Here is a 19,769-nt window from a genome sequence, read left to right as displayed (position 1 = left end):
TCCTATTCCAGGTCTCTGCGTACGTCGCGCAGGACTCTTTCGATCTCGGCCCGCATCCGCGGGGTTCCTGCCTGCACGGTGCGCGACCACCATCCGGTCGGCCGCGCCCACTGAGTCGCCCATCGGCGCCGGTTCCCGAACACCGGGTGCCGCACTCGGCCGTTCTCGATGACCCACGGCATGTTCCGCAGGTCGGCCGGCAGCCGGGTCCGGTCCATCCACACCCGTGCGCCCGGACTGGCGCCCTGGCGGACGCTGATCCGTACTCCGCGCGCGAGCGTCGCCCGCAGCGGGCGTGTGGTCGGCGACGGGCCGCCCCGGGTGCTGCGGCCCGGTCCGGGCAGCTGCACGTTCCGGATCGCCTGTTGCAGGTCCCGGTGCAGGGGCTCGGCCGCGCGCCGGATACGGCGGGAGGTGTTCTGCCGCAGCCGGGCACCGCCCGCCGCCCGCATCCGGCGCGACAGCTCGATCAGCTGCCCCGTTCCCAGGATCTGAACGCTGCCAGCCATCAGCCGCCGGCCGCGGCCGGGATCGTGACGTTCTCCGCAGGCTCGGACGTGATCGCGACCTGCACCATGATCTGCGCGGCCTGGTCGAGTTCCCTCACCTTGGCCTGCGAGGTGATCGTCACCGGGTAGACGTCCATGGTCTGAGTGGGCACGTCGCCCTCGTCCATCCACACGACGAACCCGGCCGACTCGCGGACCAGGAGCGACCGCACGTCGTCGCCGTCCTTCGACGCCCAGAACGTGAGGCTGGAGTCGGCGGCGGTGATCGCGCCGCCCACCACTGCGGTGAACCGGCTACCGAGCACCGGGGTCGGGACCGTCTCTGAGGTGGTCTGCCACCCCGCCATTGCCCCGGTCTCGCCCTCCAGCGCCGTACCCGCGTCCAGCTCGGCCCGCGTCGGGGCCGCCTTGTTCGCGATCGTCGGCACCCACAGAACCCGGGTGATGCCGCGGCGGTAGTACCTCGTCGACGGGTTGATCGGAGTCGCCATCAGTCCTGCTCCTTCTCGGTACGCCGACGGCCCTTTGCCGCGGCCGTGGTCATGCCGGGCTGGCCGTCAACGACCTGCCAGCCCGACCGCTCGTAGTGGGTTACCGAGATCTCCGGGACCTCGATTTCCTGCTCCACTCCGACGCGTCGCATCCGCACACTCACCGCGTGCTCCGTTCTCTATGTGAAGGCGCGGCCGGCCACCGTCAGCAGCAGCGTGGCCTGGGCGCCCTGGGTCGTCTGGTCCTGCATCAGCTGTGTGGCGACGATGGCGGCCTCCACCGACCGGAGTCCGAGGCCCGGGTCGGTGCGCAGCCACGTTTCGACGTGGGCGGCGATCTCGTACGCCCGCCGCCGCGCGGCTGGCACGTCGGTGTCGCCGCGCTGCGCGATTGCCGCGACGGTGACCTGCCACTCCTCCTCGCGGCCGGTGCCGAGGTCGGCCCAGCCGCCCACGGTCTGCGCCGCCTGAAAGTCGCCGCCCGGGTCGCCGTCGAACCCGACGATCAGCCAGTCCGGTGCGGTGTCGCCGGTGACCTCGGGCCCGTCGGACACCCGCACGTCGAGCAGGCCCTGATCGGCCGTGCCAAGTTGCACCAGGCGCTCGATGACCTCGGGTACTCGTGATCCCATCTACGCCACTCCCGGGGGAAGTCGGTCCGGCTCCAGCAGCTGCAACGCCCGGTTGGGGACGGCGTAGCCGAGCCCCGGAATGGGCTCTGTGACGCTGTAGTCCTGGCCGCCGCCGGCCAGGCCCCCGCGGCTGCCGCGTTGGGTGAGCCAGAGGTGTTCGAGGATGATCCGGGCCCCGGCGGTGATGTTCTCCGTGACGGCGGTGCGCCCGGCCCGGTAGGTGATGCGCAGCCGCCCGGCCATCCGCCCGCCGTCGAGCCGGAACAGCTCCCCGGTGCTCTCGTCCACGGCCAGGCCGTCGACCGGGTAGGCGGCACCGGACGGCACCGAGTCGACCGCGGTCACGGCGATGACGGGGGTGCGCAGCAGCACGACGGCCGCGGCGTCCCGTACGTCGTGCTGCTCGATGAACACCCTGGGGACCACGGGCCCTACGTAGTACTCCACCGCCCGGGTGGTGGCCGCGTTCCAGAACTGGACCTCGGCGTCATCCCGGCCGGTGGTGAGGTTGAGGTGCTGCCGGGCGTCGGCCAGCGACAGGATCGTGGCCGGGGTCTCGTCCTGGACGTCGAGCACGTCGACCACCGCAGCGGCCGGGCCGGTGAAGACCCAGCGCACCGCGTGCCGGCCAGGCACCGTGGTGACGTAGTCGGCCTGGTAGCGGCCGGTGTCCGTCTCGACGGCGGCCGGGGTGGCGGTCGTACCGTCCGGCAGGGTGACCGTCACGGCCGCGGTGACGGCGGTGGTGAGGGTGCCGCCCGGGTCACGGCACTCTCCGGTCAGGCGCACCGTGGCGCCGAGCGCGTACGGCACGGCCCGCCCCCTACTTGCTGGAGCGGCTGCCGCGCGGGCGCCGCGACGGCTTGCCGTCGACCAAGGTCAGGTTGCGCTGCTCGCCGGGCTCGGCCGTGGCCTGCTCGACCTGCGGGCGCCGCGAGGCCAGATGGGCGTCCACGGATTCGAACGCGGTCTCGCGGCCCTTCACGATCGGGTCGTTGTCCTCGACCAGCTGCCCCGCCCGCACGACGCGCGGGGCGCCGTTGGCGTAGGCCGAGAACGAGCGCGTGCACCGAAGTGCCATGGGTGTACTCCTCTCCGGGCATGCTGCAGGCCCCACCCCGGAGTCGTGGGATGGGGCCCGCAGCAACAGCCCTTGATCAGACCGTGGTCGCGACGTTGAGCATCCGGAACGCACCGTCGAGAACGCTGTCGGCTCCGACGCGGTACCAGGCGTACCAGCCGCGCTGACCGGTCGGGCGCCGGTTCGCGCCGACCAGGTGCGGCAGGAACTCGATCGACATGCCGATCCGGTCCGCGATCACGTAGTTCTGGAAGTCGCCGTAGATTGCGATGCGGTTGTCACCGGCGGCGGCCGGGTCGAACCCGGCCGCCATGGCCTCGGCCTCCAGCGCCGGACGGCCGAGCAGCTGCGGCGGCACGTCCGCGCCGATCCGCTCCCACAGGTCCGCACCGCCCTGCGTGTCGAACTGCCGGACCAGGTTGTAGATGCTGCGGTTCGCCAGCCACGACGCCCCGGCACGGTGGCGGGCGGGCAGCGCCCCGTCCATCGCGTAGATGTCCGCGGCGCCGAACGTCTCCGCCGTCGCCGGGCCCATCTCGGCGGCGGTACCAGCCAGCGCGGTCACGATGCCGGTGGGCTGACCGGTGCCCGTGCCGTTGATGAACGCGGCGGCCTCCAGCGAGTCCTTACCGAACGCCAGGAGCCGGCCGACCTCGGTCGTCACGTTCTCGGCGTCGTCCATCGCCTCGATGCTGATCGGCACGAACCCGTCCGCCTTGTGGACCGGAACGCTCGGCTGCCCGAACTCCGGGGCGTTGTCCCCGGCCTCGGTGCCCTCTGCGGCCCACCGCCACTGAACGGAACCGGCGGAAACGCCGTGCCACACATCGCCGGTGGCGACCACCTGCCGGGCAGCCTGGCGGATCTGGTTCCGGGAGCCGTCCGACGTGATGATGACGGTCGGGTCGAGCTGGAACGGCACCAGGTAGCCGCCCTGGTTGTCCGTGAGGGACATCGCCCGCTCCAGGGCCCGCTGCTCCTCCGGGCTCACCATGTGCGATCGGCCGGACGCCAGCTTGGACCAGGCGCGCATGTACTCCGGCGAGGACGTCGCCAGGGCCTGCCGAGCGATCGAACCGCGCTTGTCGTCCCACCGCTCGATGATGTCCGTCGCGGCCGACCGGATGCGGTCGTTCGTGCCGGCCATCTTCTCGATGGCACACAGCGCGCGGGCCCGCAGCTCCTGGCCGACCTGCTCGGGAGAGCGGTCGTACGTCCGCATCTCGCCGAGGTCCCACGGGTTACGGAACCGCCGGTCCTCCACGCTGTCGGGGTTCAGGATCGGGTCCAGGTCGTAGGCGCTGCCCGAGCCGGACGGGGTGCCCCGCTCGACGGAAAGCGCGGCCGGGCGCCGCTCGGTGGCCTGCGTCGCCGACCGCACCCGCTCCAGCGCGGAACGGCGCTCCAGCTGGCGGCGGTGGTCGTCGACCTCGGCGAACTCGCGGGTGAGCTCGTCGAACGTCTGCTCGTCATCAGACGTGAGAGTGTCGCGCTTCTCCAGGTCTTCGAGCTGGGCGCGGATGTCGCGCAGGCGGATGACCGCCTGGCCGTGCGAGAGCTGAAGTGCCTTGGGCATCAGCGGGTCTCCTTCGTGGTGTCGATGGACGCCAGTACGCCGTCCATCAGCGCGCCGATCTCGGCGAGCTGCGGGCGCATGCGTTCTGTGCGCGGGGAGGGTGACGGGTGCCCATCGGCGGGCGGCGCGTCGGTGCTGCTGGGAATCGGCGGGTGGCCGTCGGTGGCCGGCGCGCCGCTGGTGCGCTCGACGTCCGGGTGCCCGGGGACGGGCGGCGCGGACGGGGCCAGGCCGCGCACGGCGGCCGGGCCCTGGTCGGTGGGGTCGGGGGCCGCGGGGCGGCCGGGGTAGAGGAGCGCGGCAGCGACTTCGCGGCGCAGCTCCGGGTCGGTGGGTACCTGCGCGGTGGTGGCCGCGTCGCGGGCGAGGGAAGCGCGGATGCGGCGGGTCATCTCGCCGTCGCGGGTCAGGCCGTCCGCCATGTCCCGGGCCCGGACGGACACGCTGGTGCCGCCGTACGCCGGGAAGACGACCGGCCCGAGTTCCCGCATGCGGACCTCGATCAGTTCCCGCTGGAGCGGGCCGCGGTCGCCCGGCATCCATAGCAGTTCCGGGACCTCCTCGGGCTTGAGGAGCTTCCCGGCGGCGTCGCGCCACTCCTCGCGGACGACCTCGAACCGGAAGGACATGCCGTTCACGGTCTGCTCGGCGATCGCGTCGCGGATCGGCTGCATCAGCCAGTTGTCCGTGATACGGCCCTTGATGAACAGACCCTGGTCATCCTCCCGCAGCTCGACGATGGAGCCGATCGGGATGCTGCCGATCAACGGATGTCGCCCGTGATCGAACTGCATGACCGGGGTGTGCTCGCGGATCGTCTTGCGGAACGCGCCCTTGCGGATGCTCTCGAAGAAGTTGCCTTCCCACGAGTTGATTTCGGTGGCCTCGCCGAAGGTGGCGGCGTACCCGGACAGGGTGCGGCCGTCGGCCTCGCCGGTGTCGTCCTCGGCTCGGGCCAGGGTGAAGGACGCGGACCGCTCCAGGTCCCGCGCCACAGCGGTCATGGTGGGCATCAGGAACCCTCCTCGGTAGGAACTGGGAGCGCGCTCCCGGCCGCCTCGCCGGGGCGTTGGAGCTGGACGGAGAACAGACCGGTGTGCACCAGCAGGGACCAGTCGCTGGCGGTCACGGCGGCCATGACGGACTCCGGGGTGTACCCGGCGTCGACCAGGGTTCGGATCGTGCGGGACTGCACGCCCTGGATCTCGGCGGCGTCCCGGGCGTCCTCGCGGAGGAATGGCACGTCGCGGGCGTCGTACCAGAGCCGCACGGCCCCGGACATGCCGCCGCCGGGCGGCCGGACCAGGTGGCCGAAGGACCCGGCCGCGTTCTGCCACAGCGGGTGAATCGTGCCGTCCGCGAATCGGCGGCGGGCTTGGCCGTAGTTCGAGTAGGTGGCCGCTTTCAGGCCCTCCGACAGGCCGACGATGATCGGCGGCACGCCGGCCGCCGCAGCAATCCGGGTCTCGCCCGCACCCTGCACAGAGCTGAAATCGAGCTGCTGGAAATCGGCGCCGACAACCGTGACGTCTGCGCCGCCGCCCAAGTAGAGCGTCTTGTACGCGTTCTCGACGCCGCGGTGGTTGGCCTCCATCTTGGCCTTGAACTTGGCGAATGCGTCGGGGCTGACCTCGCGGGCCAGCTTCACGACCATGTTCGGCGTGGCCGCGTTCTCCATGAACCGCCGCTTGTGCGAGGCCATCAGGTTGTCGTTCTGCGTCTCCCGGATGACCGGAGTCAGCCACGACATGCCCCGGTACGTGGCGAGCGGGTCCGGGACCGGAGCGAAGTGCACCACCTCGTCCGTGAGGAGCGGCACCGGCTCCTCGCCGGGCTCCTGGTAGACGAACCCGACCTTCCGCCAGCCGAGGTTCCCGCCGCGGTACTCGCGACGTTCCAGCACGATGGACACCCAGTCGGGCCGCAGCCGCACCAGTTCGTCACCGGCCCGCGTCCAGTACGAGTTGCCGGTCAGGTCGGCGTCCTGAATGACGCGCGAGAGCAGATCCTGCGTCGTCCCGCCCGCCCACGGCTCTTCCAGCACCCGCAGGTCCGTGTTCCCGAACATCGCCGACGGGACGCCGTTGTTGAGGCGCTGCCAGATGAACCGCGGCGCGGAGAACACCATCTGGCGCGCGACCATGCACGCCCACACCACAGGGTTCGTCGCGAACAGCTGCGCGTACCCGGGTAGGTCCCCGGGGGCCCGCTCGGCGACCTGTCCGGGCTGCGTCTGCGTGATCCCCAGCGCCGACCACCCGCCGTACCCCAACGACTGCTGGAGCGCCGTCGCGTAGTCGTCCACGGTGCTGATCGCCCGTTCCGCCGGCGTACGGCGGCGGGACTGCCACAGGCTCGTCACGGGCCACCTCCATCACCGGGGCCGCCCACGTCCATCAGGACCAGGCAGTACGCCACCAGCAGCACGCCGGCCGTCATGAGCGCGGCAGCGGGGCCGACGCCGAGCCCGATTCCTGCGGTGAACGCCCCGCCGCCCGTCACAACGCCCGTACGGGCGAGAGCGGCGCGCGTCAGCCGAAGTCGGCCCACGGCTCAACCTCCTCTTCTGGTTCCTCGATCTCGGCGTTCAGGCCCCAGCGGGCGAGCGTCACCGCGACGAGCGGGCTGATGTCGACGCCGACGGTGCGGCGCGACCACGCCCATGCCTCGCCGAGGTCGCGTTTCCTCGCCCCCGCCAGCGCAGTCGCCAACGGCGCCTGGTCCAGGTGCACCAGCTGCCCCGCCACCACGGCGTCGTAGAGCTGGCCCGTGGCCTGCGCGATCTCCCGGACCTTCGGCGTCACCACCGGCGCCAGGAGCGCCACATCGTCCCCGTCGCCCCAGGACTCCTCGTCGTCCTGCTCGGGCCGCAGGGCCCTTTTCAGGTCGTCCAGGAGCGACCCGGCCGGACTGCCCGCGTCCACCACCCAGCACCGGGGACCCCACTTCTCCGTCAACTCCCGAGCCCGCCCCGCCACCCAGCCGGTGCCGGGGCGGTTGTCGATGACCTCCACGTGCACGGCCTGGCCGTTGTACCCGGCCGCGCAGATGCTGGCGTGCGACCGCTCCGGGGTGACATCGATGGCGAACACGACCGGGTCCGACATGCTGCTGTCGCCATCGGTCAGGGCCCGCCAGGCGTCCTCGGCGATGACCTGCCACGTGTCGGCGCCGTCGCTCGGGTACGTTCCGACGCCGAGCCGTTCACGCTCGAAGATGCCGCCGCTGCCCATCGACAGCTGCTCGTTCCGCACGTGCTCCGCAGAGATCCGGATACCGAGCGCCGGGTTCGCGACGGCCCACGCACGGGGGTCGTCGGCGCTGGCGTGCTCGGTGCAGCCGGGGCCGCATTCGTCCCGGTGCGGGTCGACGGACCACTCGAAGTAGGCCAGCGACGGGTCAGGTTCCCCGGACTCCACAGCGGCCATGGCGCGGGCCCGCAGACGGCCGAGCTGCATCGACGGTGCCCCGATGCCCGCGCTCCCGAGGTACCAGAGCTGCGGGTTCGGGACGGCACTCATGGTAGGCATGAGCGCGCCCATGGCGTCGTCGCCGAGAATCATCGCCTCATCCAGGATGTTGCAGTCGCCGGTGAAGCCACGGCCACTGCCGCCGGACCGGGCCAGGAAGCGGAGAATCTGCCCGGTGACCAGCTCGATCGCTTCTTCACCGGTCGTGCGCCGCACCCGCAGTACGCGTTTCCGCAGGTCAGGGCACCCCATGATGAGCTGTTCGATCCGGCGGAACGCGACGATGCTCGTCTTGAACTCGTGCGCCGAATGCAAGATCAATTTCTCGCCGAGGAGGAACAGGCCGGCCAGCTGGCGGGCCTCGATGATCCCGCCCTTCCCGTTCTGCCTCGGCACGTTCACCGCGACCTCGAACGCGGCCCATCGGCCGTCGTCCCGCTCTGACAGCCCCATGTCGAGCACGTGTTGCTGCCACGGGTCCAGCTCCAGCCCTGCAAGTGCGGCCAGCTCGACCGCTTCCTGACCGGCAGATGAGACCCGCGTCGGCGGCACGGTCGTGATCCGGGGAAGCTGCGAGCCGAGGAGCGGGGAGTCAGGCGCCGCGGCGGGCGGCCCGTCGAGCAGCGAGGTCATCGAGCGCGTCCCCCTTCGTCTCCGGCGGCGCGAGCGCCCGCAGCTTCGTGAGGACTCCGGCGAGCTTGTCGGCGACGACCGCTTGTGATGTCGGAGAGTCACCGTCGCCGATGGCGTCGAGAGCAGCGGCCAGCTTGAGCGCAACAGCCGCGAGGCCCGGGGAAACACTGGTCACGCCGAGTTTGTCAAGCTCGGCGCGCACGTCGTCAGCGATCATCACCTCACCCCCGTCACTCTGCGTTATGTCACTGTGAGTAGTGATGATCTTGGGGTCGATTCGAGAGATCGGGTCAAGATCGTCTTTAAAATCGGCCACGCAAAAAAACGGGCGACAAGGGCTTTTGGGTCGCCCGCCTCCCGGATTTCACGATGGGGTCGGGCCCCCCTCCCCTGGGCGGTCCGGTCGGTTCCGGCGCGGGCCGAAGCTTCGCTGTGACGATCGGTGAAGGGTGATCGCGGGGTGGCGCGGCCGTGGCCGGGTGGTGGCCGGCCCTGCCCGGGGGTGGGGTGCGGTGGAGCTGCCCTGCCTGCCCGGGGGTGGCTACCAGTTGCGGGATGCCTGGCGGCCGGCTGGTGTGCCGATGCGCTGCTTGGCCTGCTGGCTGTACCAGCGGGATGCGACGGCGAGGAGTCCGGGTGACCGCATGTCCCGGACGCGCTGCATGACGATGTCCCGTCCGGGGTCCACCGCAATGATCTTGGCGTGGTGGCGCTGGTAGCGGGCAAGCCACTTGCGGCTCGGCATGGTGTGGATCAGGTAGACGTCGACCTGGTCGAGGTGCTTGAGCGCTTCGTCGATGGCGGCGTACCGGGCGCGGTGGGCAACCTTGACGGCGATGGTGTCCTGGTTCCACGCGGGGGCGCCGGGGCCGGTGAGGGCCTGCGTGATGCGGTCCAGGTCGATGACGATGTCCGTGGCGCGGGCGCGGGCGGTGATCCACGAGGTCTTGCCTGCGGCCGGCGGGCCGGTGACGACGTACAGCACGGCGTCACCCCCGGTTCAGGTCAGTGGCAACGGCGGTGTGAACCGTGGGGGCTCGGTGAGCCCGGCCGCGGCGAGCGCCACGCGTAGTACCTCGGTCATGGGAACTTCGACGTGTTCGGGGGTGAGGGCCGGTGCGGGGGCTCGACCGGCCCATGCTTCGGTCACGTCGGTCCCGTTCACGGTCTCTGCCCTGATCGGGTTATGGATCGTCTCGATGTCGACCACGGCCACGTCCTGCTCGATGACGGGTACGAGGTGCTGGCGGACCAGCGCGGCCCATGGGAAGTCGAGCACGGTGTGGTCGATGCCCTGTGTCTCGCACCAGTCGAGCCACTGCTCGGGGGTGTCGCCGTCGTTGAAGCCCCACTTGGACAGCAGGCCATCGCTGAACAGGGTCACGCTCGGTTCGGTCATGGCCGCCATTCCTCGCGGTAGTCGGGGTGGTCGGCGTAGGGCAGTGCGAGGAGGCGCGCGGCCACACCGAGGCCGTTGGCCCAGCCGTAGGCGTACTCGTAAGGCTCGTCGACGTCGTTGTCGGCGGCCTCGGCGTACTGGTCCACGAGCTTCCGTTTGGCGTCGACTTCGCGCAGGACGCGGGCCGGATCGTGGCGGGCGATGTGTGCGCGGGTTGCCTCGTGGGGGATGTGCGCGACGGTGCCCGCGTTGGCGTCGTCGCGAAGCTCGCCGTCCATGGTGAGGTTTTGCCACGACATGCCCCACTGGCCGGTGTTCCGCGCCAGCGTCTCGTCTTCGTCAAGGCGGTCGCGGAGGAACTGCACCAGGTCCATGCTGCTCATACTCTCACCATCTTCGGGAGTGTCGGGTGACGGTGGCGGTGGTGCTGCGGTTGCCCCGGACCGAGTTGCAGCTGCGGTGTGCGCTGCGGGCGTTGGCGGGGTCGAGCAGGGCGCCGCCGCGTGAGAGCGGGACGGCGTGGTCGAGGGTGAAGCTGAGCGGGTGCCGGGCGTCGAGGCTGGGCGGGATGTCGTGGCCGCAGATCCAGCAGGGGTCACCGCGGCGGCGGAGTTCGTCGACGAGTCGGCGGTAGGGGCGCCCGTTGCGGGGGTTGCCGGCCACGGGCACCACCTCCTACATGTCGTCGCCGAGGACTTCGCGGCGGGCGGCGTTGGCTCGGCGGTTGAGCGCGTTGGTCATCCTTACCGCGGTAATGGTGGCGAGGATGCCGAGGATCGCCCACAGGATCTGGGTGGCGGAGTTGACGTACTCGATGTCGCGGAGAGCGTTGCAGATGATCGCGCCGCCGATTCCGCCGGCCAGCCAGGCAAGCCAGATGCGGAACTTCTCGGTGCGCACGGCTGATTGGACGTCGCGGTATTCGCTCATCTGTCCCCCCTAGGACTGGATTGGTGGGGGCAGTGTGTCATGCCCGCGGGCAGGGGGTGACGGTCTCGTGCCGGTCGGTTTCGGTGATGGGTCGGCGTGGTCCGTCGTCCCCCTGGCCGGGGCGAACTGGGGGCGGGCATGCGGAACGCCCCGTCGCAGTGAGGGTGCGACGGGGCGTTCGGGGCGGTCGGCTTGGGCCGCTGTGCGCGGGTGCCGCCGTTGCCGGTGGCAGTCGACCATCCGTTTCCGGGCATGCCGGGGTCGCCCTGATTAGATCACGGATAGGTAACGGCGGGCAACGTGGCTTACGGCCGTGCCCCGCCGCGTCGGACGGCGGGGCACGGGAGTGATTACGTGTGCACGGCAGGTGTGACGACCGGGCCGGCCGATGGGCGCGGCTGTCCGCCAGGCAGCGGGCGGTCGACGCGCGGTGTCGGACGGGGGTCGGACGGGGCGTCATACCGGCTGGTCAGGGGCGTGTGCGGCGTCGGACGCTGCTGAAGCTGGTAGGCGAGGAGGGTGGGGGCGGTGCCGTGCGGAACGACGCCGCGGGCCCATGCGGTGCGGTACATGTCGGCCAGCTGTCCGACGGCGGTACGGATGGCGTCGGACACAGTGCCGCCGGGGGTCATGAGTACGGCGAGGTCGTCGGACAGTTGGTCGTCCACGCGGATGCTGGTGCGGGTGCCGGTCTTGGGCGGGGTGGGCTTAGGCTGCTTGGTGGCCATGGTCGGGGGTTGCTCCCGTTCTGTGGTGAGGGCCCGTTCCGGCATGTGGAGTGCCGGGCGGGCCCGTGGTGGGTCAGGTGGTGGTGTTGCGGTTCCGCAGGATTCGGTAGACGTAGGACTCGGTGAGTCCGAGGTCATCAGCGGTGGTTGCGGGGCTGATGCCGTGGTCGGCGTCGGCGTAGATGAGCCGCGGGGTGATGGCGGTGGCGGCCTCGGCGGCGAGGCGGAGCGCGCGTACCTCGCTGGTGTCGAGCATGTCGGTGAGGTGGTCGAGCAGCTGTTCGCGGCTGTCGGGGTCGTCGGTGGTGGTGGCCCAGTTGTCGGCGATGGCGTGGACGGTCTCGAACGGGTCGCGGTCGTCATCGGGGTTGCCGCTGCGGGCGATGATTTCGGCGCGGTGTTCTTGCTCGAACTGCTCGAAGGCGGCGGACAGCTGCTCTCGCAGTCTGGTGATGGCGGATGGCCGCTTGTTGTTCATGCGGTAGTGCTCCTGTCGGTCGGGGCCCAACGCGACGCACTGTACTGAGTTCTGAACCCGGTACACAAGTGGGTGGGGGGAAGGGCGCTGGGTAACTTCCCAGCGCCTTTCCGGTTGTTCAGCGGTGCGCCGACTCCAGGGCCACGTACAGGGTGACCAGGTCGGCCCCGGTCCATGTCCGCCGGCCGTGGTCGAGCAGCACGGGTGCGGGGCAGGGTTCCCCGGTGCTGCACACGATGGTGGCTGCCATGGGGTCGCCGGTGCGGGTGTGGGCGGTGAGCCGGCCGCGGCAGTACGGGCACGGCCGGTCGAGCACGGTGGGTCGTCCGTCGCGGCCGAGTGCGGTCTCGACGCGGGCGCGGGCCCGGCGGGCGACAGTGGCGAGGTCGACGAGTACGGGCTCGGGCAGGGGGCGGAAGAGGTCGCCGGACTGCTCGTCGAGTGCCCGCCCTTCCAGCCAGACGGCGGCCCAGTGGAGGCCGTAGGCGCGGCTGCCGGGGGAGGTGGGTGCGGGGTAGTGCCATCGGGCGGGGTCGTCGCGGTCGGCCTGGTCCTCGCGTATGACGGTGCGGGGCGGGGTGCTGCGCAGTGCCACGCGGCGGCGCCGTATGGGGCGCTGTACGGCGGCGGCGATCGCGTCGCACGCCGTGAACAGCGCCTGCTCGACCGATACGGCGGCGTCCAGGGCGGTGAGGTTGGCGGGGGCGGGGTGCTCGCGGAGCACGAGGGGGAGTCGGCCGACGGCCGGTTCGTCGTCCGGCTCGGCGACGGCTCCGAGTGCGCGGGAGTCGCGCGGGGGCCACTCAGCACGCGGGGGCCGGCCGATGGCGGCGAGGAGGTCGCCCCACTGCTCGCGGATGGCGCGCAGGTCGTACGCGGCCACGGTGGCGGTCGGGGTGTTCACGGGCGCGGCTCCTTGGTCGTGGGGGTGGACTCGGTAGTGGGCGGGTGGCCGCATCCTTCGAACCAGGCGCCGCAGGTGCACTTGTGGGGCATTGGGTGGCCCGGTTCCAGGGAGCAGACGCAGGTCTCGCCGTCCGCCTTCCAGATCGGGCCCACCCACCAGCCACAGACGGTGCTCATCGGCCCGGCTCCTCGGTCACGGCGGGAGCGGTCGGCTCGAAGGGGCGGCGCAGCGCCCACTGGTGGCCGCAGGTCGGGCAGTAGGCGCGGGCGCGGATCGGGCGGGGGTCGTGCTTGTGGCCGCCGCTGTCGTCGGGGCTCTGGGGCCGGACGACACCGTGCTCGTCGATGACGGCGGGTCCCCAGTCGCTGTACGACTCGTAGTCCTCGGCGACGCCGCACTGCTGGCCGCATTGGGTGCAGGCGAGCGGGCGGGCGCTCATCGGCCCGGCTCCTCGGTGAGGCTGTAGCCGGGGCACCAGACGTGCGGGAGATCGGCCCACTCGTGGGCGTCGTGGTAGTCGTCATGGCCGCACTGGCGCGGTCCAGCAGACTCGGGCTCCTCGGTAGCGCGCTCCTTGGCGAGTGCCTGCTCGGCTGCGCGGGCGCGGTCGGCCCAGTGCGTCAGCCACCCGCGTACGCGCTGCTGCTCCGCGAGGGCGGAGCGGGCGCGGTGGCGGGCGCTGTACCACGCGGCCCGGTACCGGTCGGCGGAGCGGGCGCGGCGGCGGGCGGACTGCCACGCGGTCCGGTACCGGTCGGCGGAGCGGGCGGCGTCGGTGGCGCGCTGACGGGTGGTCTCGGCGCGCTCCTCGGCAATGCGTTCGTCGGCGGTGCGCAGGGCGCGGGCTCGGCGGCCGGCCTCCTCGGGCGTCGTGCCGTAGTACATGCCGAGCGCGGCCCACGCGTCGGCCGCGGTGCGGGCGTTCCATATGCGGGCGAGGGTGGCTTCGGCGCGGCGGGCGGCCTGCTCGGCCCGATCGACGCGCTGTTCCCACGCTGCGGCGGCGCTGTGGGTGAGCCGGAGCGCGGAGGCGTCGCCCTGCTCAACGTGGGCACGGTCGGTCATGGCCTGGCGGATGACGTCGGCCAGGTCGGCGTGCCTGTACGGGTCGCCGTCCTCGATCACGCCGGTGTCGAGCAGAGCGCGGTGCACTTCGTCGAGATGGCCGATCTTCGTGCGTCGGGCTTCGTGGGCGAGCCTGACGCGGCTCTCGGCGGCCTCGGCGCGCTCGCGCAGCTGGCGCACGGTGTCGGCGAGGCTCGGCCAGTCCGGGGCGCCACACGCGTTGCGGATGTCGGTGAGCCACTGGGAGTAGCGGGCGGTGCGCTCCTCCTCGACGGCGAGAGCCTGGCGGGTGTCGTCGGCGGTGGTGGCGCGGTCTGCCACGGTGTGGGCGAGGGTGGCAAGAGCGTCCACGACGGCGGCGAGGGCCTGTTCGGGGGTGGTGGTCACGGCTGCGGCTCCGGGGTCGGGGCGGTCGGGATGGTGGTGCCCTCAATGGCCTGCTCGACTTGGTGGGCGTAGTCGGCGGCGATGCCGTGCGGTGAGCACCAGGTGCGCATGTCGGCGGCCAGTGCGCGGACGCGGGCGATGGTGGCTTCGGCCTGCTCGGCGCGGCGCTGTGCCTGGTCGCGTTCGTCCATGACGCGTCGGGCTCCGTAGGCGCGGCCTTCGTTTACGGTGTGCAGGATGCGGTTTGTGTGCTCCGCTCGCTCGGCGCGCTGCTCGGCTTCGACGATCGCGGCGTCGGCGGCGGCCCGGTGCCGGGCGAGGGCCTGGGTCGTGCCCGCCATCGCCGTGCGGGTGTCGTCGGCGAGGCGCTGTTCCTCGTGGACGTGCTCGGCGAGCAGTGCGGCTTCGGTCGGGGTGAGGGCGCCTCGCTGGGCGCGGGCGAGGAGGACGTCGACGATGGCGCGGCGGTCGGCGCGGTCGCGGTCGCGGCCCTTCGGTGCGCGGCCCATCAGACACGCTCCCATGTGGTCGTGGCCTTCTCGATGTGGCCGGTGGCGCTGCCGCCGCTGCACGCCATGCGGTTGGACCAGTACGTGACGCGGGCGCGGGCGGCGCCGGGCGTGGCGTACGGGCCTTCGTACTCGGTCCACGTCTGCCCGACGCGGTTGATGTAGCGGATGACGGCGCGGTAGACGTCGCCGTTTCGGTCGGCTCCGATGCGGCGGCTCATCAGGACACGTCCGGGATAGCGATCCAGCCGGGGGCGTCCAGGTCCCGGATGTGGCCGTAGCCGAGGTGGTCGACGGCGTTGGCCAGCTGGCGGTTCCAGTCGGCGACTTGCTCGGCGGTGGCCGTGGTCGTGCGGCCGTACGTGCCCAGCTCGATTTCGGTGTACTGGGTGACGAGGAAAACCATGTCCTGGTCGTACTGGCCGGCCGTCAGGTGGCCGACGTCGGGGCACAGGTCGCGGATGGTGGTGAGTCCGGCGTCGATGCGGCCGGATTCGTGCCAGGGGTGCGCGTCGGTGGGGATGCGCAGGCCGTAGGCGAGGTAGGTGGAGGTGATGTATCCCATGGGTGGCTCCCGGGGGGTGGGGGCGCCGCGTGGTGGCGGCGCCCCGGGGTGGGCTAGGTCAGTGCTGGGGGCACTGAGAGCGGTGGCACTGGTGCGTCCAGCACCATTCCGGGGAGCGCATCTCGTCCTCCGTGGCCGGTACGGGGACCGGGGGGAGCGCGGCGAGGATGCGTCGCTGGAGGCGGGCGGCGAGGCGTTCGCGGTACGTCATCGACCGGCCTGCTCGCGGTGGGTCTTGGTGCGGGCCTGGTGGACGTCGTGACGGCGCTGCCGGGTGCCGTTGTGGCTGGTGCAGAACTGTCCGGCGGGGGACTCGCACGCGGGGCAGTCGACGGCGAGGGCGGCGGCGTGTGCGGCGGTGAGGGTGTGCTCGGCGGCCGGGGCCGCGGGCTGCTCCTCGGGCGGTGCGGCAAGCTGGTCGGCGTGGGAGTCGAGCACGCGGACGACGCGGAGCATGCCGTGGATGATGCCCGTACGCCTACGGTCACCTTCCGCGCGCAGCTCGGCGTTCAGCTGGTCGGCGTTTACGCGGGCGGCGGTGGCGAGTTGGCGGGCGTGGGCGGCGAGCAGCACGTAGGCGGCGGCGGTGGCGCTGGCGGGGGTGTGCCGGGCCGGGTCGAGCAGGGCGTCACGGAGGGCGGCCACCATGTTGCCGCGGTTGAAGCTGATGTTGTCGCGCTGCTCGCGGGCGACCTCGGCGGCGGGGCGCTCGGTAGGGGCGGTGATGTGCAGCCGGGCAAGAAGGTAGTCGGCGGCGATGGCGTACCCGGCGCGGCCGTCCGGGTGGAGCTCCCACCATGTGGGGCAGTCGCTGTCAGCCTCAATGTCGGCGGCGTTGAGCATGCGGGCGAGCTTGTCGGGGCTGACGAGCCCGGCCTCGGTACGCAGGTCATTGGCGGGCATGGCGGCGGTCTTGCTGGCCATCTCCCCGCAGCCGGGGCATCGGATGGTGTCCGTGTCCGTGGGCGCGGTCATCGTGGCGTCGCAGTCGTCGCAGTGGTAGGTCATGGGGGCCTCTCAGGGTGTGGAGTGGGAGGGTGCGCGGGTGCTCGCGCGCGGTGCGGGCGGCGGCCGGGCCCGGGGTCAGAACGGGGGTTCGTCGCTGCTGGTCTGGCTGGTGTCCCACGGGTTGTTGGCGGGGGACTGCTGGGCGCCGTATCCGCCGGTGGCGGGCTGCTGCTGGCGCTGTGTCGGGCCCTGGTTGCCGTTGGTCCGGGTGACGGCGGCGGTCGCGGTCTTCAGCGACGGGCCGACCTCCTCGGCCTCCAGCTCGTACACGGTGCGCTTCACGCCCTCGCGGTCCTCGTACGAGCGCTGCTTGAGGGCGCCGCGGACGATGACGCGCATGCCCCGCTGGAGCGATCCGGCGCAGTTCTCGCCGAGCGACCGCCAGGCCGTGACGGTGAGGAAAAGCGACTCGCCGTCGCGCCATTCGTTCGTCGACTTGTCGAACGTGCGGGGGGTGGACGCGACGCGGAAGCGGGCCACGGCGTGCCCGGCCGGGGTGAAGCGAAGTTCGGGGTCATCAACCAGGTTGCCGGTGAGCGTGAGAACGGTCTCGCCTGCCATCAGGCGGCCTGCCTTTCGGTGGTGGGGTGGAGCTGGATGACGGGGGTGGTGGGGCGTCGGCGGCATGTGCGGCACTGCCGGTGTCCGGCGGGGGTGCGGTAGGTGTTCTCGCTGTCGTACGGGTGGCCGGCCGGGCAGTGCGTGGCGCGGGCGGCGCGGGCGGCGGGGCCCATGCTGCGCAGCGTGTTGACGCGGTGGGTGACGGGCTCGGTGTGGTCCGGGCGGACACAAGCCCGGTTGCGGCAGAGGTGGTCGAGCTCCAGGCCGGCCGGTATCGGGCCGAGCGACTGCTCGTACGACCAGCGGTGCGCGCCGGTGACGGTGGCGCCCGCGCGGAAGCTGCCGTAGCCGCGGTTGTTGATTGCGCCGGTCCAGGTCCAGCAGCGGCCGGGGGCCTGCCGGTGGAGGGTGAGGGGTCCGTCGAAGCGGACGCGGGACCAGTAGCGCCATGCGGCGGTGGGGCGGGGCCGGGCCATGGGCGGGTCCTCTCTGGTCTGAGCAGGGCTCACTGTTCCGTGCGTGCATGAACTTTGATCGTGCACGCATGAAACATAGCGTGCAGGGGGGTGCGCTGGCTACTCGTGGCGCACCCCCCTGGCGGGGTTATGCGGCCCGTAGGGCGGCGGCGATGACGTCGGGGGCGGCGATGTGCCATCCCTCGCGGGCAAGGGCTGCTACGGCGGCGCGGGCGACCGCCTCGGGTGCGCTGGCGGGGTGGTCGCGGATGGTCGCGGCGATGACCGCGGCAACGGCATCGGGGATCATCGCTGCGCTCCGGTGATGTGGCGGGCGGTGGCCTGGCCGGTGGCGGCAAGGTCGATCGGCGGGCGCCGCATCAGGCGGGCCATGGTGTCGTGCTCGACCATGGCGTCGAGCGCGGCGGCAAGGGTGTTGCGCGCGGCCTGCTGCTCGTAGTCGGCGCGGTGCCGCTGCTCTCGCTGCTCGGCGGCGGCCTGGTCCCGCGCGGCGCGCAGCCGGGCGGCGAGGAGGGCGGGACCGTCGACCTCCCGCACGGTGCGCCACTCGGCTCCGCGGGCCTCCTCAACGATGACGTACCCGCCCTGGTCGACGAACTCGGCGACCATGCGGTCGCGGGCCTTGCGGTCGGTGGTGGTGCGAACGGCCGGCCGGTCGGGGCGGGCGTCCCACGACGCGGTGATGCGCCAGGTGCGCCCGCCGCGGGTGCGGTCGCCGGTGTTCGGCTTCCGCTTGTACGGGCGGTCGGGGTGCTTGGTGTTGCGGTTCATGCGGCGGGCTCCTGCTGTGCGGTGGCCAGGTCGAGCCGGGTCGGGTGGGGGGTGGTGCGGCGGCGGGCGCCGTTCTTGCCCATGCGGCAGGGCTGGCCGGGGTCGGCGTGGCACGGCTCGTACGGGCACCGGACGTTGAGCGGGTCGGGCAGGCCGTGCCGGGCCAGGGACTCGCGTTCGGCACGGACGGGCCGCAGGGCAACGAGGTCGTCGGCCACGCGCTGCGGGATGTAGTTGCCGAGCGCGGCCAGGCGCTCGGCGGCGAACGCTTCGCGCTCCTCGCGGGTGGCGCCGCCGGGAAGGGCCGGCCGATCCTCGCTGAATCCGACGGCGAGGCTTGCGGACTGCGGGGTGACCCGGCCGTCGGCAATGGCTTCGAGCATGGCGCGGCGGCGGGCAATCGACTGGGCGCCGGTCTCGCCGGGGTGTCCGTCGTAGACCACGGTGGCCGCGGCGACCCGCTCGCGGCGGATGGTGGCGCGCTGCTGGCGGACGTGCGCGGGGGTCAGCCACTTGTCGGTCTCGGAGTAGTGGCGGGCGACGGCGGCGCGGGCGTCGTCGTCGTAGGGGGTCTGGTGGAGCGCGGCGGCCCATGCGCGGGAGTCGGCCTCGCCGACGGTGCGGCGGTCGAACGCGGCGGCCAGGGTGAGCAGTTCGGCGGCGTCTGCGGGTGTCACTGTGCGGCCTCCTCGGCGCGGAGACGCGCGGCCAGGGACATGCCCTCGGCTACGCGCTGATCGGTTGTGGACGGTCGGCCGGTAGCGATGGGAACGACGTTGCTGCCGGGGGCGGGCTGGCGGCGGATGTCCGCCAACGCGAACTGCAGGGTGCCGCCGGTGACCGGCTTGCTGGTCTGGCCAAGACGGTCGAGTGCGGCGGCGAGCAGCTGCTCGTCGAGTCCGTTGGTGAGGGCGTCGGCGACGGCGCGGCGAATCGCGGTGCGGGACTGTGCGGTGCTGCGGCCGTACGTCGACCACCAGGAGTCGACAAGGGCGGCTGCTGCTGCCCGCTCTCCCTGGGGGGAAGGGGGGGTTGTACTTCCGAAGGAAGTACTACGGGACGGGTCGGGTCGGGGGGACCGTGACGGTCCCGTACCGTCACGGTGTGACTGCATGCCCTGACCTGCGAAAAGGTCTGGAAACTCGATGTTTTCCGGAGCGGTTTCAGAATTTTCGTCCGACGTTTCACCCGTAAAAGAGTTCTTTTTCGGGGGTGATTCGCGGCGCGTTTCCCGCTCGGCGCGCTTCTCTGAGGCCCGGTCACGGGCCCGCTGCTGACGATCCGCAGCAGCGGCACGGCCCTGCTCGACCTTCGCCCGCGACGGGTTGTAGACCAAGAAGTCGTGCATGTAGAAGTCACCGGCGGGGACGTCCGGGCACCGGGCGCAGCCGTGCCCATGCTCGTGCCACAGCCCGGCCGCGACCAGCTTCCGGGCCTGCGGGGCGGTGCCGTACAGCTGCGCGACGACCCCGGGCACGGCGCCCTCGGTGAGGTGCTGCGCGGCGTAACTGCCCGCGCGCAGCCACAACCCGAGCCCGCCGTTTCCGGCCTTGATCAGCTTCGGATGCATGTGCGCGGTGTCGTCGATCTTGA

At 72.0% G+C, this 19,769-nt stretch carries 34 protein-coding genes; all 34 read right to left on the bottom strand.

Annotated elements, in window-relative coordinates; translation table 11 throughout:
- Nucleotides 1-2: 2 nt before the first annotated feature.
- The gene (locus tag OCT49_RS15150; protein ID WP_283852411.1) at nucleotides 3-509 is read right to left on the bottom strand and encodes a hypothetical protein; all 507 of its coding nucleotides are present in this window, start codon (nucleotides 507-509) and stop codon (nucleotides 3-5) included.
- Nucleotides 509-1,000, bottom strand: coding sequence for a phage tail tube protein (locus OCT49_RS15145; RefSeq protein WP_283852410.1), 492 nt, complete (start codon nucleotides 998-1,000; stop codon nucleotides 509-511). The genes OCT49_RS15150 and OCT49_RS15145 overlap by 1 nt, the downstream gene beginning before the upstream one ends.
- Nucleotides 1,000-1,164 (bottom strand): hypothetical protein, encoded by a 165-nt coding sequence (locus OCT49_RS15140; protein ID WP_283852409.1) that lies wholly within the window; start codon nucleotides 1,162-1,164, stop codon nucleotides 1,000-1,002. Before OCT49_RS15140 ends, OCT49_RS15145 begins: the two co-directional genes overlap by 1 nt.
- A gap of 15 nt (nucleotides 1,165-1,179) precedes the next feature.
- Entirely contained in the window at nucleotides 1,180-1,632 is a 453-nt protein-coding gene (locus OCT49_RS15135; protein ID WP_283852408.1) for a hypothetical protein, read from the bottom strand.
- Nucleotides 1,633-2,445 carry a hypothetical protein gene (locus OCT49_RS15130; protein WP_283852407.1) on the bottom strand — a complete coding sequence of 271 codons (813 nt, stop codon included), beginning with the start codon at nucleotides 2,443-2,445 and terminating at the stop codon, nucleotides 1,633-1,635. It lies immediately after the preceding gene.
- Nucleotides 2,446-2,455: 10 nt separating this feature from the next.
- Nucleotides 2,456-2,713, bottom strand: coding sequence for a hypothetical protein (locus tag OCT49_RS15125; protein WP_283852406.1), 258 nt, complete (start codon nucleotides 2,711-2,713; stop codon nucleotides 2,456-2,458).
- A 76-nt stretch (nucleotides 2,714-2,789) separates the two neighbouring features.
- Complete coding sequence (locus OCT49_RS15120) at nucleotides 2,790-4,289, bottom strand: phage major capsid protein (protein WP_283852405.1); 1,500 nt, start codon at nucleotides 4,287-4,289, stop codon at nucleotides 2,790-2,792.
- Nucleotides 4,289-5,302: an HK97 family phage prohead protease gene (locus OCT49_RS15115; protein WP_283852404.1), complete on the bottom strand. Its 1,014-nt coding sequence runs from the start codon at nucleotides 5,300-5,302 to the stop codon at nucleotides 4,289-4,291. Before OCT49_RS15115 ends, OCT49_RS15120 begins: the two co-directional genes overlap by 1 nt.
- The gene (locus tag OCT49_RS15110) at nucleotides 5,302-6,651 is read right to left on the bottom strand and encodes a phage portal protein (RefSeq protein WP_283852403.1); all 1,350 of its coding nucleotides are present in this window, start codon (nucleotides 6,649-6,651) and stop codon (nucleotides 5,302-5,304) included. The genes OCT49_RS15115 and OCT49_RS15110 overlap by 1 nt, the downstream gene beginning before the upstream one ends.
- Complete coding sequence (locus OCT49_RS15105) at nucleotides 6,648-6,839, bottom strand: hypothetical protein (RefSeq protein WP_283852402.1); 192 nt, start codon at nucleotides 6,837-6,839, stop codon at nucleotides 6,648-6,650. The genes OCT49_RS15110 and OCT49_RS15105 overlap by 4 nt, the downstream gene beginning before the upstream one ends.
- Complete coding sequence (locus tag OCT49_RS15100) at nucleotides 6,821-8,392, bottom strand: terminase large subunit domain-containing protein (protein WP_283852401.1); 1,572 nt, start codon at nucleotides 8,390-8,392, stop codon at nucleotides 6,821-6,823. The genes OCT49_RS15105 and OCT49_RS15100 overlap by 19 nt, the downstream gene beginning before the upstream one ends.
- Nucleotides 8,352-8,609 (bottom strand): hypothetical protein, encoded by a 258-nt coding sequence (locus OCT49_RS15095; RefSeq protein ID WP_283852400.1) that lies wholly within the window; start codon nucleotides 8,607-8,609, stop codon nucleotides 8,352-8,354. The genes OCT49_RS15100 and OCT49_RS15095 overlap by 41 nt, the downstream gene beginning before the upstream one ends.
- Nucleotides 8,610-8,933: 324 nt before the next feature.
- On the bottom strand, nucleotides 8,934-9,377 hold the full coding sequence (locus tag OCT49_RS15090) for an ATP-binding protein (protein ID WP_283852399.1): 444 nt from the start codon (nucleotides 9,375-9,377) through the stop codon (nucleotides 8,934-8,936).
- A 15-nt stretch (nucleotides 9,378-9,392) separates the two neighbouring features.
- Nucleotides 9,393-9,791 (bottom strand): hypothetical protein, encoded by a 399-nt coding sequence (locus tag OCT49_RS15085; RefSeq protein ID WP_283852398.1) that lies wholly within the window; start codon nucleotides 9,789-9,791, stop codon nucleotides 9,393-9,395.
- A complete protein-coding gene (locus OCT49_RS15080) occupies nucleotides 9,788-10,174 on the bottom strand; it encodes a DUF6221 family protein (protein ID WP_283852397.1) in 387 nt (128 codons plus the stop codon). Before OCT49_RS15080 ends, OCT49_RS15085 begins: the two co-directional genes overlap by 4 nt.
- A 4-nt stretch (nucleotides 10,175-10,178) precedes the next feature.
- A complete protein-coding gene (locus OCT49_RS15075; protein WP_283852396.1) occupies nucleotides 10,179-10,454 on the bottom strand; it encodes an HNH endonuclease in 276 nt (91 codons plus the stop codon).
- A 12-nt stretch (nucleotides 10,455-10,466) separates the two neighbouring features.
- A complete protein-coding gene (locus OCT49_RS15070; RefSeq protein WP_283852395.1) occupies nucleotides 10,467-10,721 on the bottom strand; it encodes a hypothetical protein in 255 nt (84 codons plus the stop codon).
- Between the two features lie 350 nt (nucleotides 10,722-11,071).
- Nucleotides 11,072-11,449 (bottom strand): hypothetical protein, encoded by a 378-nt coding sequence (locus OCT49_RS15065; protein ID WP_283852394.1) that lies wholly within the window; start codon nucleotides 11,447-11,449, stop codon nucleotides 11,072-11,074.
- 73 nt (nucleotides 11,450-11,522) lie between these two features.
- A complete protein-coding gene (locus OCT49_RS15060) occupies nucleotides 11,523-11,927 on the bottom strand; it encodes a hypothetical protein (protein ID WP_283852393.1) in 405 nt (134 codons plus the stop codon).
- Between the two features lie 118 nt (nucleotides 11,928-12,045).
- Nucleotides 12,046-12,831 carry a serine/threonine-protein kinase gene (locus OCT49_RS15055; protein WP_283852392.1) on the bottom strand — a complete coding sequence of 262 codons (786 nt, stop codon included), beginning with the start codon at nucleotides 12,829-12,831 and terminating at the stop codon, nucleotides 12,046-12,048.
- Nucleotides 12,828-13,010, bottom strand: a complete 183-nt coding sequence (locus OCT49_RS15050) for a hypothetical protein (RefSeq protein WP_283852391.1) — start codon at nucleotides 13,008-13,010, stop codon at nucleotides 12,828-12,830. Before OCT49_RS15050 ends, OCT49_RS15055 begins: the two co-directional genes overlap by 4 nt.
- Nucleotides 13,007-13,273: a hypothetical protein gene (locus OCT49_RS15045; RefSeq protein ID WP_283852390.1), complete on the bottom strand. Its 267-nt coding sequence runs from the start codon at nucleotides 13,271-13,273 to the stop codon at nucleotides 13,007-13,009. The genes OCT49_RS15050 and OCT49_RS15045 overlap by 4 nt, the downstream gene beginning before the upstream one ends.
- Nucleotides 13,270-14,286: a hypothetical protein gene (locus OCT49_RS15040; protein WP_283852389.1), complete on the bottom strand. Its 1,017-nt coding sequence runs from the start codon at nucleotides 14,284-14,286 to the stop codon at nucleotides 13,270-13,272. The genes OCT49_RS15045 and OCT49_RS15040 overlap by 4 nt, the downstream gene beginning before the upstream one ends.
- Nucleotides 14,283-14,795, bottom strand: coding sequence for a hypothetical protein (locus OCT49_RS15035; protein ID WP_283852388.1), 513 nt, complete (start codon nucleotides 14,793-14,795; stop codon nucleotides 14,283-14,285). Before OCT49_RS15035 ends, OCT49_RS15040 begins: the two co-directional genes overlap by 4 nt.
- The gene (locus tag OCT49_RS15030) at nucleotides 14,795-15,016 is read right to left on the bottom strand and encodes a hypothetical protein (protein ID WP_283852387.1); all 222 of its coding nucleotides are present in this window, start codon (nucleotides 15,014-15,016) and stop codon (nucleotides 14,795-14,797) included. The genes OCT49_RS15035 and OCT49_RS15030 overlap by 1 nt, the downstream gene beginning before the upstream one ends.
- Nucleotides 15,016-15,360: a hypothetical protein gene (locus OCT49_RS15025; protein ID WP_283852386.1), complete on the bottom strand. Its 345-nt coding sequence runs from the start codon at nucleotides 15,358-15,360 to the stop codon at nucleotides 15,016-15,018. The genes OCT49_RS15030 and OCT49_RS15025 overlap by 1 nt, the downstream gene beginning before the upstream one ends.
- A 58-nt stretch (nucleotides 15,361-15,418) precedes the next feature.
- Entirely contained in the window at nucleotides 15,419-15,571 is a 153-nt protein-coding gene (locus tag OCT49_RS15020; protein ID WP_283852385.1) for a hypothetical protein, read from the bottom strand.
- Nucleotides 15,568-16,368, bottom strand: coding sequence for a TFIIB-type zinc ribbon-containing protein (locus tag OCT49_RS15015; RefSeq protein WP_283852384.1), 801 nt, complete (start codon nucleotides 16,366-16,368; stop codon nucleotides 15,568-15,570). Before OCT49_RS15015 ends, OCT49_RS15020 begins: the two co-directional genes overlap by 4 nt.
- A gap of 75 nt (nucleotides 16,369-16,443) precedes the next feature.
- Nucleotides 16,444-16,929, bottom strand: coding sequence for a single-stranded DNA-binding protein (locus OCT49_RS15010; protein WP_283852383.1), 486 nt, complete (start codon nucleotides 16,927-16,929; stop codon nucleotides 16,444-16,446).
- Nucleotides 16,929-17,405, bottom strand: a complete 477-nt coding sequence (locus OCT49_RS15005) for an HNH endonuclease signature motif containing protein (RefSeq protein WP_283852382.1) — start codon at nucleotides 17,403-17,405, stop codon at nucleotides 16,929-16,931. The genes OCT49_RS15010 and OCT49_RS15005 overlap by 1 nt, the downstream gene beginning before the upstream one ends.
- Nucleotides 17,406-17,532: 127 nt before the next feature.
- Complete coding sequence (locus tag OCT49_RS15000) at nucleotides 17,533-17,694, bottom strand: hypothetical protein (protein WP_283852381.1); 162 nt, start codon at nucleotides 17,692-17,694, stop codon at nucleotides 17,533-17,535.
- Nucleotides 17,691-18,176, bottom strand: coding sequence for a hypothetical protein (locus tag OCT49_RS14995; protein ID WP_283852380.1), 486 nt, complete (start codon nucleotides 18,174-18,176; stop codon nucleotides 17,691-17,693). Before OCT49_RS14995 ends, OCT49_RS15000 begins: the two co-directional genes overlap by 4 nt.
- Entirely contained in the window at nucleotides 18,173-18,853 is a 681-nt protein-coding gene (locus tag OCT49_RS14990; RefSeq protein ID WP_283852379.1) for a zinc finger domain-containing protein, read from the bottom strand. Before OCT49_RS14990 ends, OCT49_RS14995 begins: the two co-directional genes overlap by 4 nt.
- On the bottom strand, nucleotides 18,850-19,746 hold the full coding sequence (locus tag OCT49_RS14985) for a mucin-2 (protein WP_283852378.1): 897 nt from the start codon (nucleotides 19,744-19,746) through the stop codon (nucleotides 18,850-18,852). Before OCT49_RS14985 ends, OCT49_RS14990 begins: the two co-directional genes overlap by 4 nt.
- Nucleotides 19,747-19,769 lie beyond the last annotated feature (23 nt).

The sequence above is a fragment of the Streptomyces sp. ML-6 genome (assembly GCF_030116705.1).
Taxonomy (GTDB): domain Bacteria; phylum Actinomycetota; class Actinomycetes; order Streptomycetales; family Streptomycetaceae; genus Streptomyces.
This window is presented reverse-complemented; position numbering and strand designations above follow the sequence as displayed.

Bases quoted from the DNA above. Each gene is read 5' to 3' on its own strand.
- OCT49_RS15150 (WP_283852411.1), bottom strand. From the start codon at position 509: ATGGCTGGCAGCGTTCAGATCCTGGGAACGGGGCAGCTGATCGAGCTG.
- OCT49_RS15145 (WP_283852410.1), bottom strand. From the start codon at position 1,000: ATGGCGACTCCGATCAACCCGTCGACGAGGTACTACCGCCGCGGCATC.
- OCT49_RS15135 (WP_283852408.1), bottom strand. From the start codon at position 1,632: ATGGGATCACGAGTACCCGAGGTCATCGAGCGCCTGGTGCAACTTGGC.
- OCT49_RS15125 (WP_283852406.1), bottom strand. From the start codon at position 2,713: ATGGCACTTCGGTGCACGCGCTCGTTCTCGGCCTACGCCAACGGCGCC.
- OCT49_RS15120 (WP_283852405.1), bottom strand. From the start codon at position 4,289: ATGCCCAAGGCACTTCAGCTCTCGCACGGCCAGGCGGTCATCCGCCTG.
- OCT49_RS15115 (WP_283852404.1), bottom strand. From the start codon at position 5,302: ATGCCCACCATGACCGCTGTGGCGCGGGACCTGGAGCGGTCCGCGTCC.
- OCT49_RS15100 (WP_283852401.1), bottom strand. From the start codon at position 8,392: ATGACCTCGCTGCTCGACGGGCCGCCCGCCGCGGCGCCTGACTCCCCG.
- OCT49_RS15095 (WP_283852400.1), bottom strand. From the start codon at position 8,609: ATGATCGCTGACGACGTGCGCGCCGAGCTTGACAAACTCGGCGTGACC.
- OCT49_RS15085 (WP_283852398.1), bottom strand. From the start codon at position 9,791: ATGACCGAACCGAGCGTGACCCTGTTCAGCGATGGCCTGCTGTCCAAG.
- OCT49_RS15080 (WP_283852397.1), bottom strand. From the start codon at position 10,174: ATGAGCAGCATGGACCTGGTGCAGTTCCTCCGCGACCGCCTTGACGAA.
- OCT49_RS15070 (WP_283852395.1), bottom strand. From the start codon at position 10,721: ATGAGCGAATACCGCGACGTCCAATCAGCCGTGCGCACCGAGAAGTTC.
- OCT49_RS15065 (WP_283852394.1), bottom strand. From the start codon at position 11,449: ATGGCCACCAAGCAGCCTAAGCCCACCCCGCCCAAGACCGGCACCCGC.
- OCT49_RS15060 (WP_283852393.1), bottom strand. From the start codon at position 11,927: ATGAACAACAAGCGGCCATCCGCCATCACCAGACTGCGAGAGCAGCTG.
- OCT49_RS15050 (WP_283852391.1), bottom strand. From the start codon at position 13,010: ATGAGCACCGTCTGTGGCTGGTGGGTGGGCCCGATCTGGAAGGCGGAC.
- OCT49_RS15045 (WP_283852390.1), bottom strand. From the start codon at position 13,273: ATGAGCGCCCGCCCGCTCGCCTGCACCCAATGCGGCCAGCAGTGCGGC.
- OCT49_RS15035 (WP_283852388.1), bottom strand. From the start codon at position 14,795: ATGGGCCGCGCACCGAAGGGCCGCGACCGCGACCGCGCCGACCGCCGC.
- OCT49_RS15030 (WP_283852387.1), bottom strand. From the start codon at position 15,016: ATGAGCCGCCGCATCGGAGCCGACCGAAACGGCGACGTCTACCGCGCC.
- OCT49_RS15025 (WP_283852386.1), bottom strand. From the start codon at position 15,360: ATGGGATACATCACCTCCACCTACCTCGCCTACGGCCTGCGCATCCCC.
- OCT49_RS15020 (WP_283852385.1), bottom strand. From the start codon at position 15,571: ATGACGTACCGCGAACGCCTCGCCGCCCGCCTCCAGCGACGCATCCTC.
- OCT49_RS15015 (WP_283852384.1), bottom strand. From the start codon at position 16,368: ATGACCTACCACTGCGACGACTGCGACGCCACGATGACCGCGCCCACG.
- OCT49_RS15010 (WP_283852383.1), bottom strand. From the start codon at position 16,929: ATGGCAGGCGAGACCGTTCTCACGCTCACCGGCAACCTGGTTGATGAC.
- OCT49_RS15005 (WP_283852382.1), bottom strand. From the start codon at position 17,405: ATGGCCCGGCCCCGCCCCACCGCCGCATGGCGCTACTGGTCCCGCGTC.
- OCT49_RS15000 (WP_283852381.1), bottom strand. From the start codon at position 17,694: ATGATCCCCGATGCCGTTGCCGCGGTCATCGCCGCGACCATCCGCGAC.
- OCT49_RS14995 (WP_283852380.1), bottom strand. From the start codon at position 18,176: ATGAACCGCAACACCAAGCACCCCGACCGCCCGTACAAGCGGAAGCCG.
- OCT49_RS14985 (WP_283852378.1), bottom strand. From the start codon at position 19,746: ATGCATCCGAAGCTGATCAAGGCCGGAAACGGCGGGCTCGGGTTGTGG.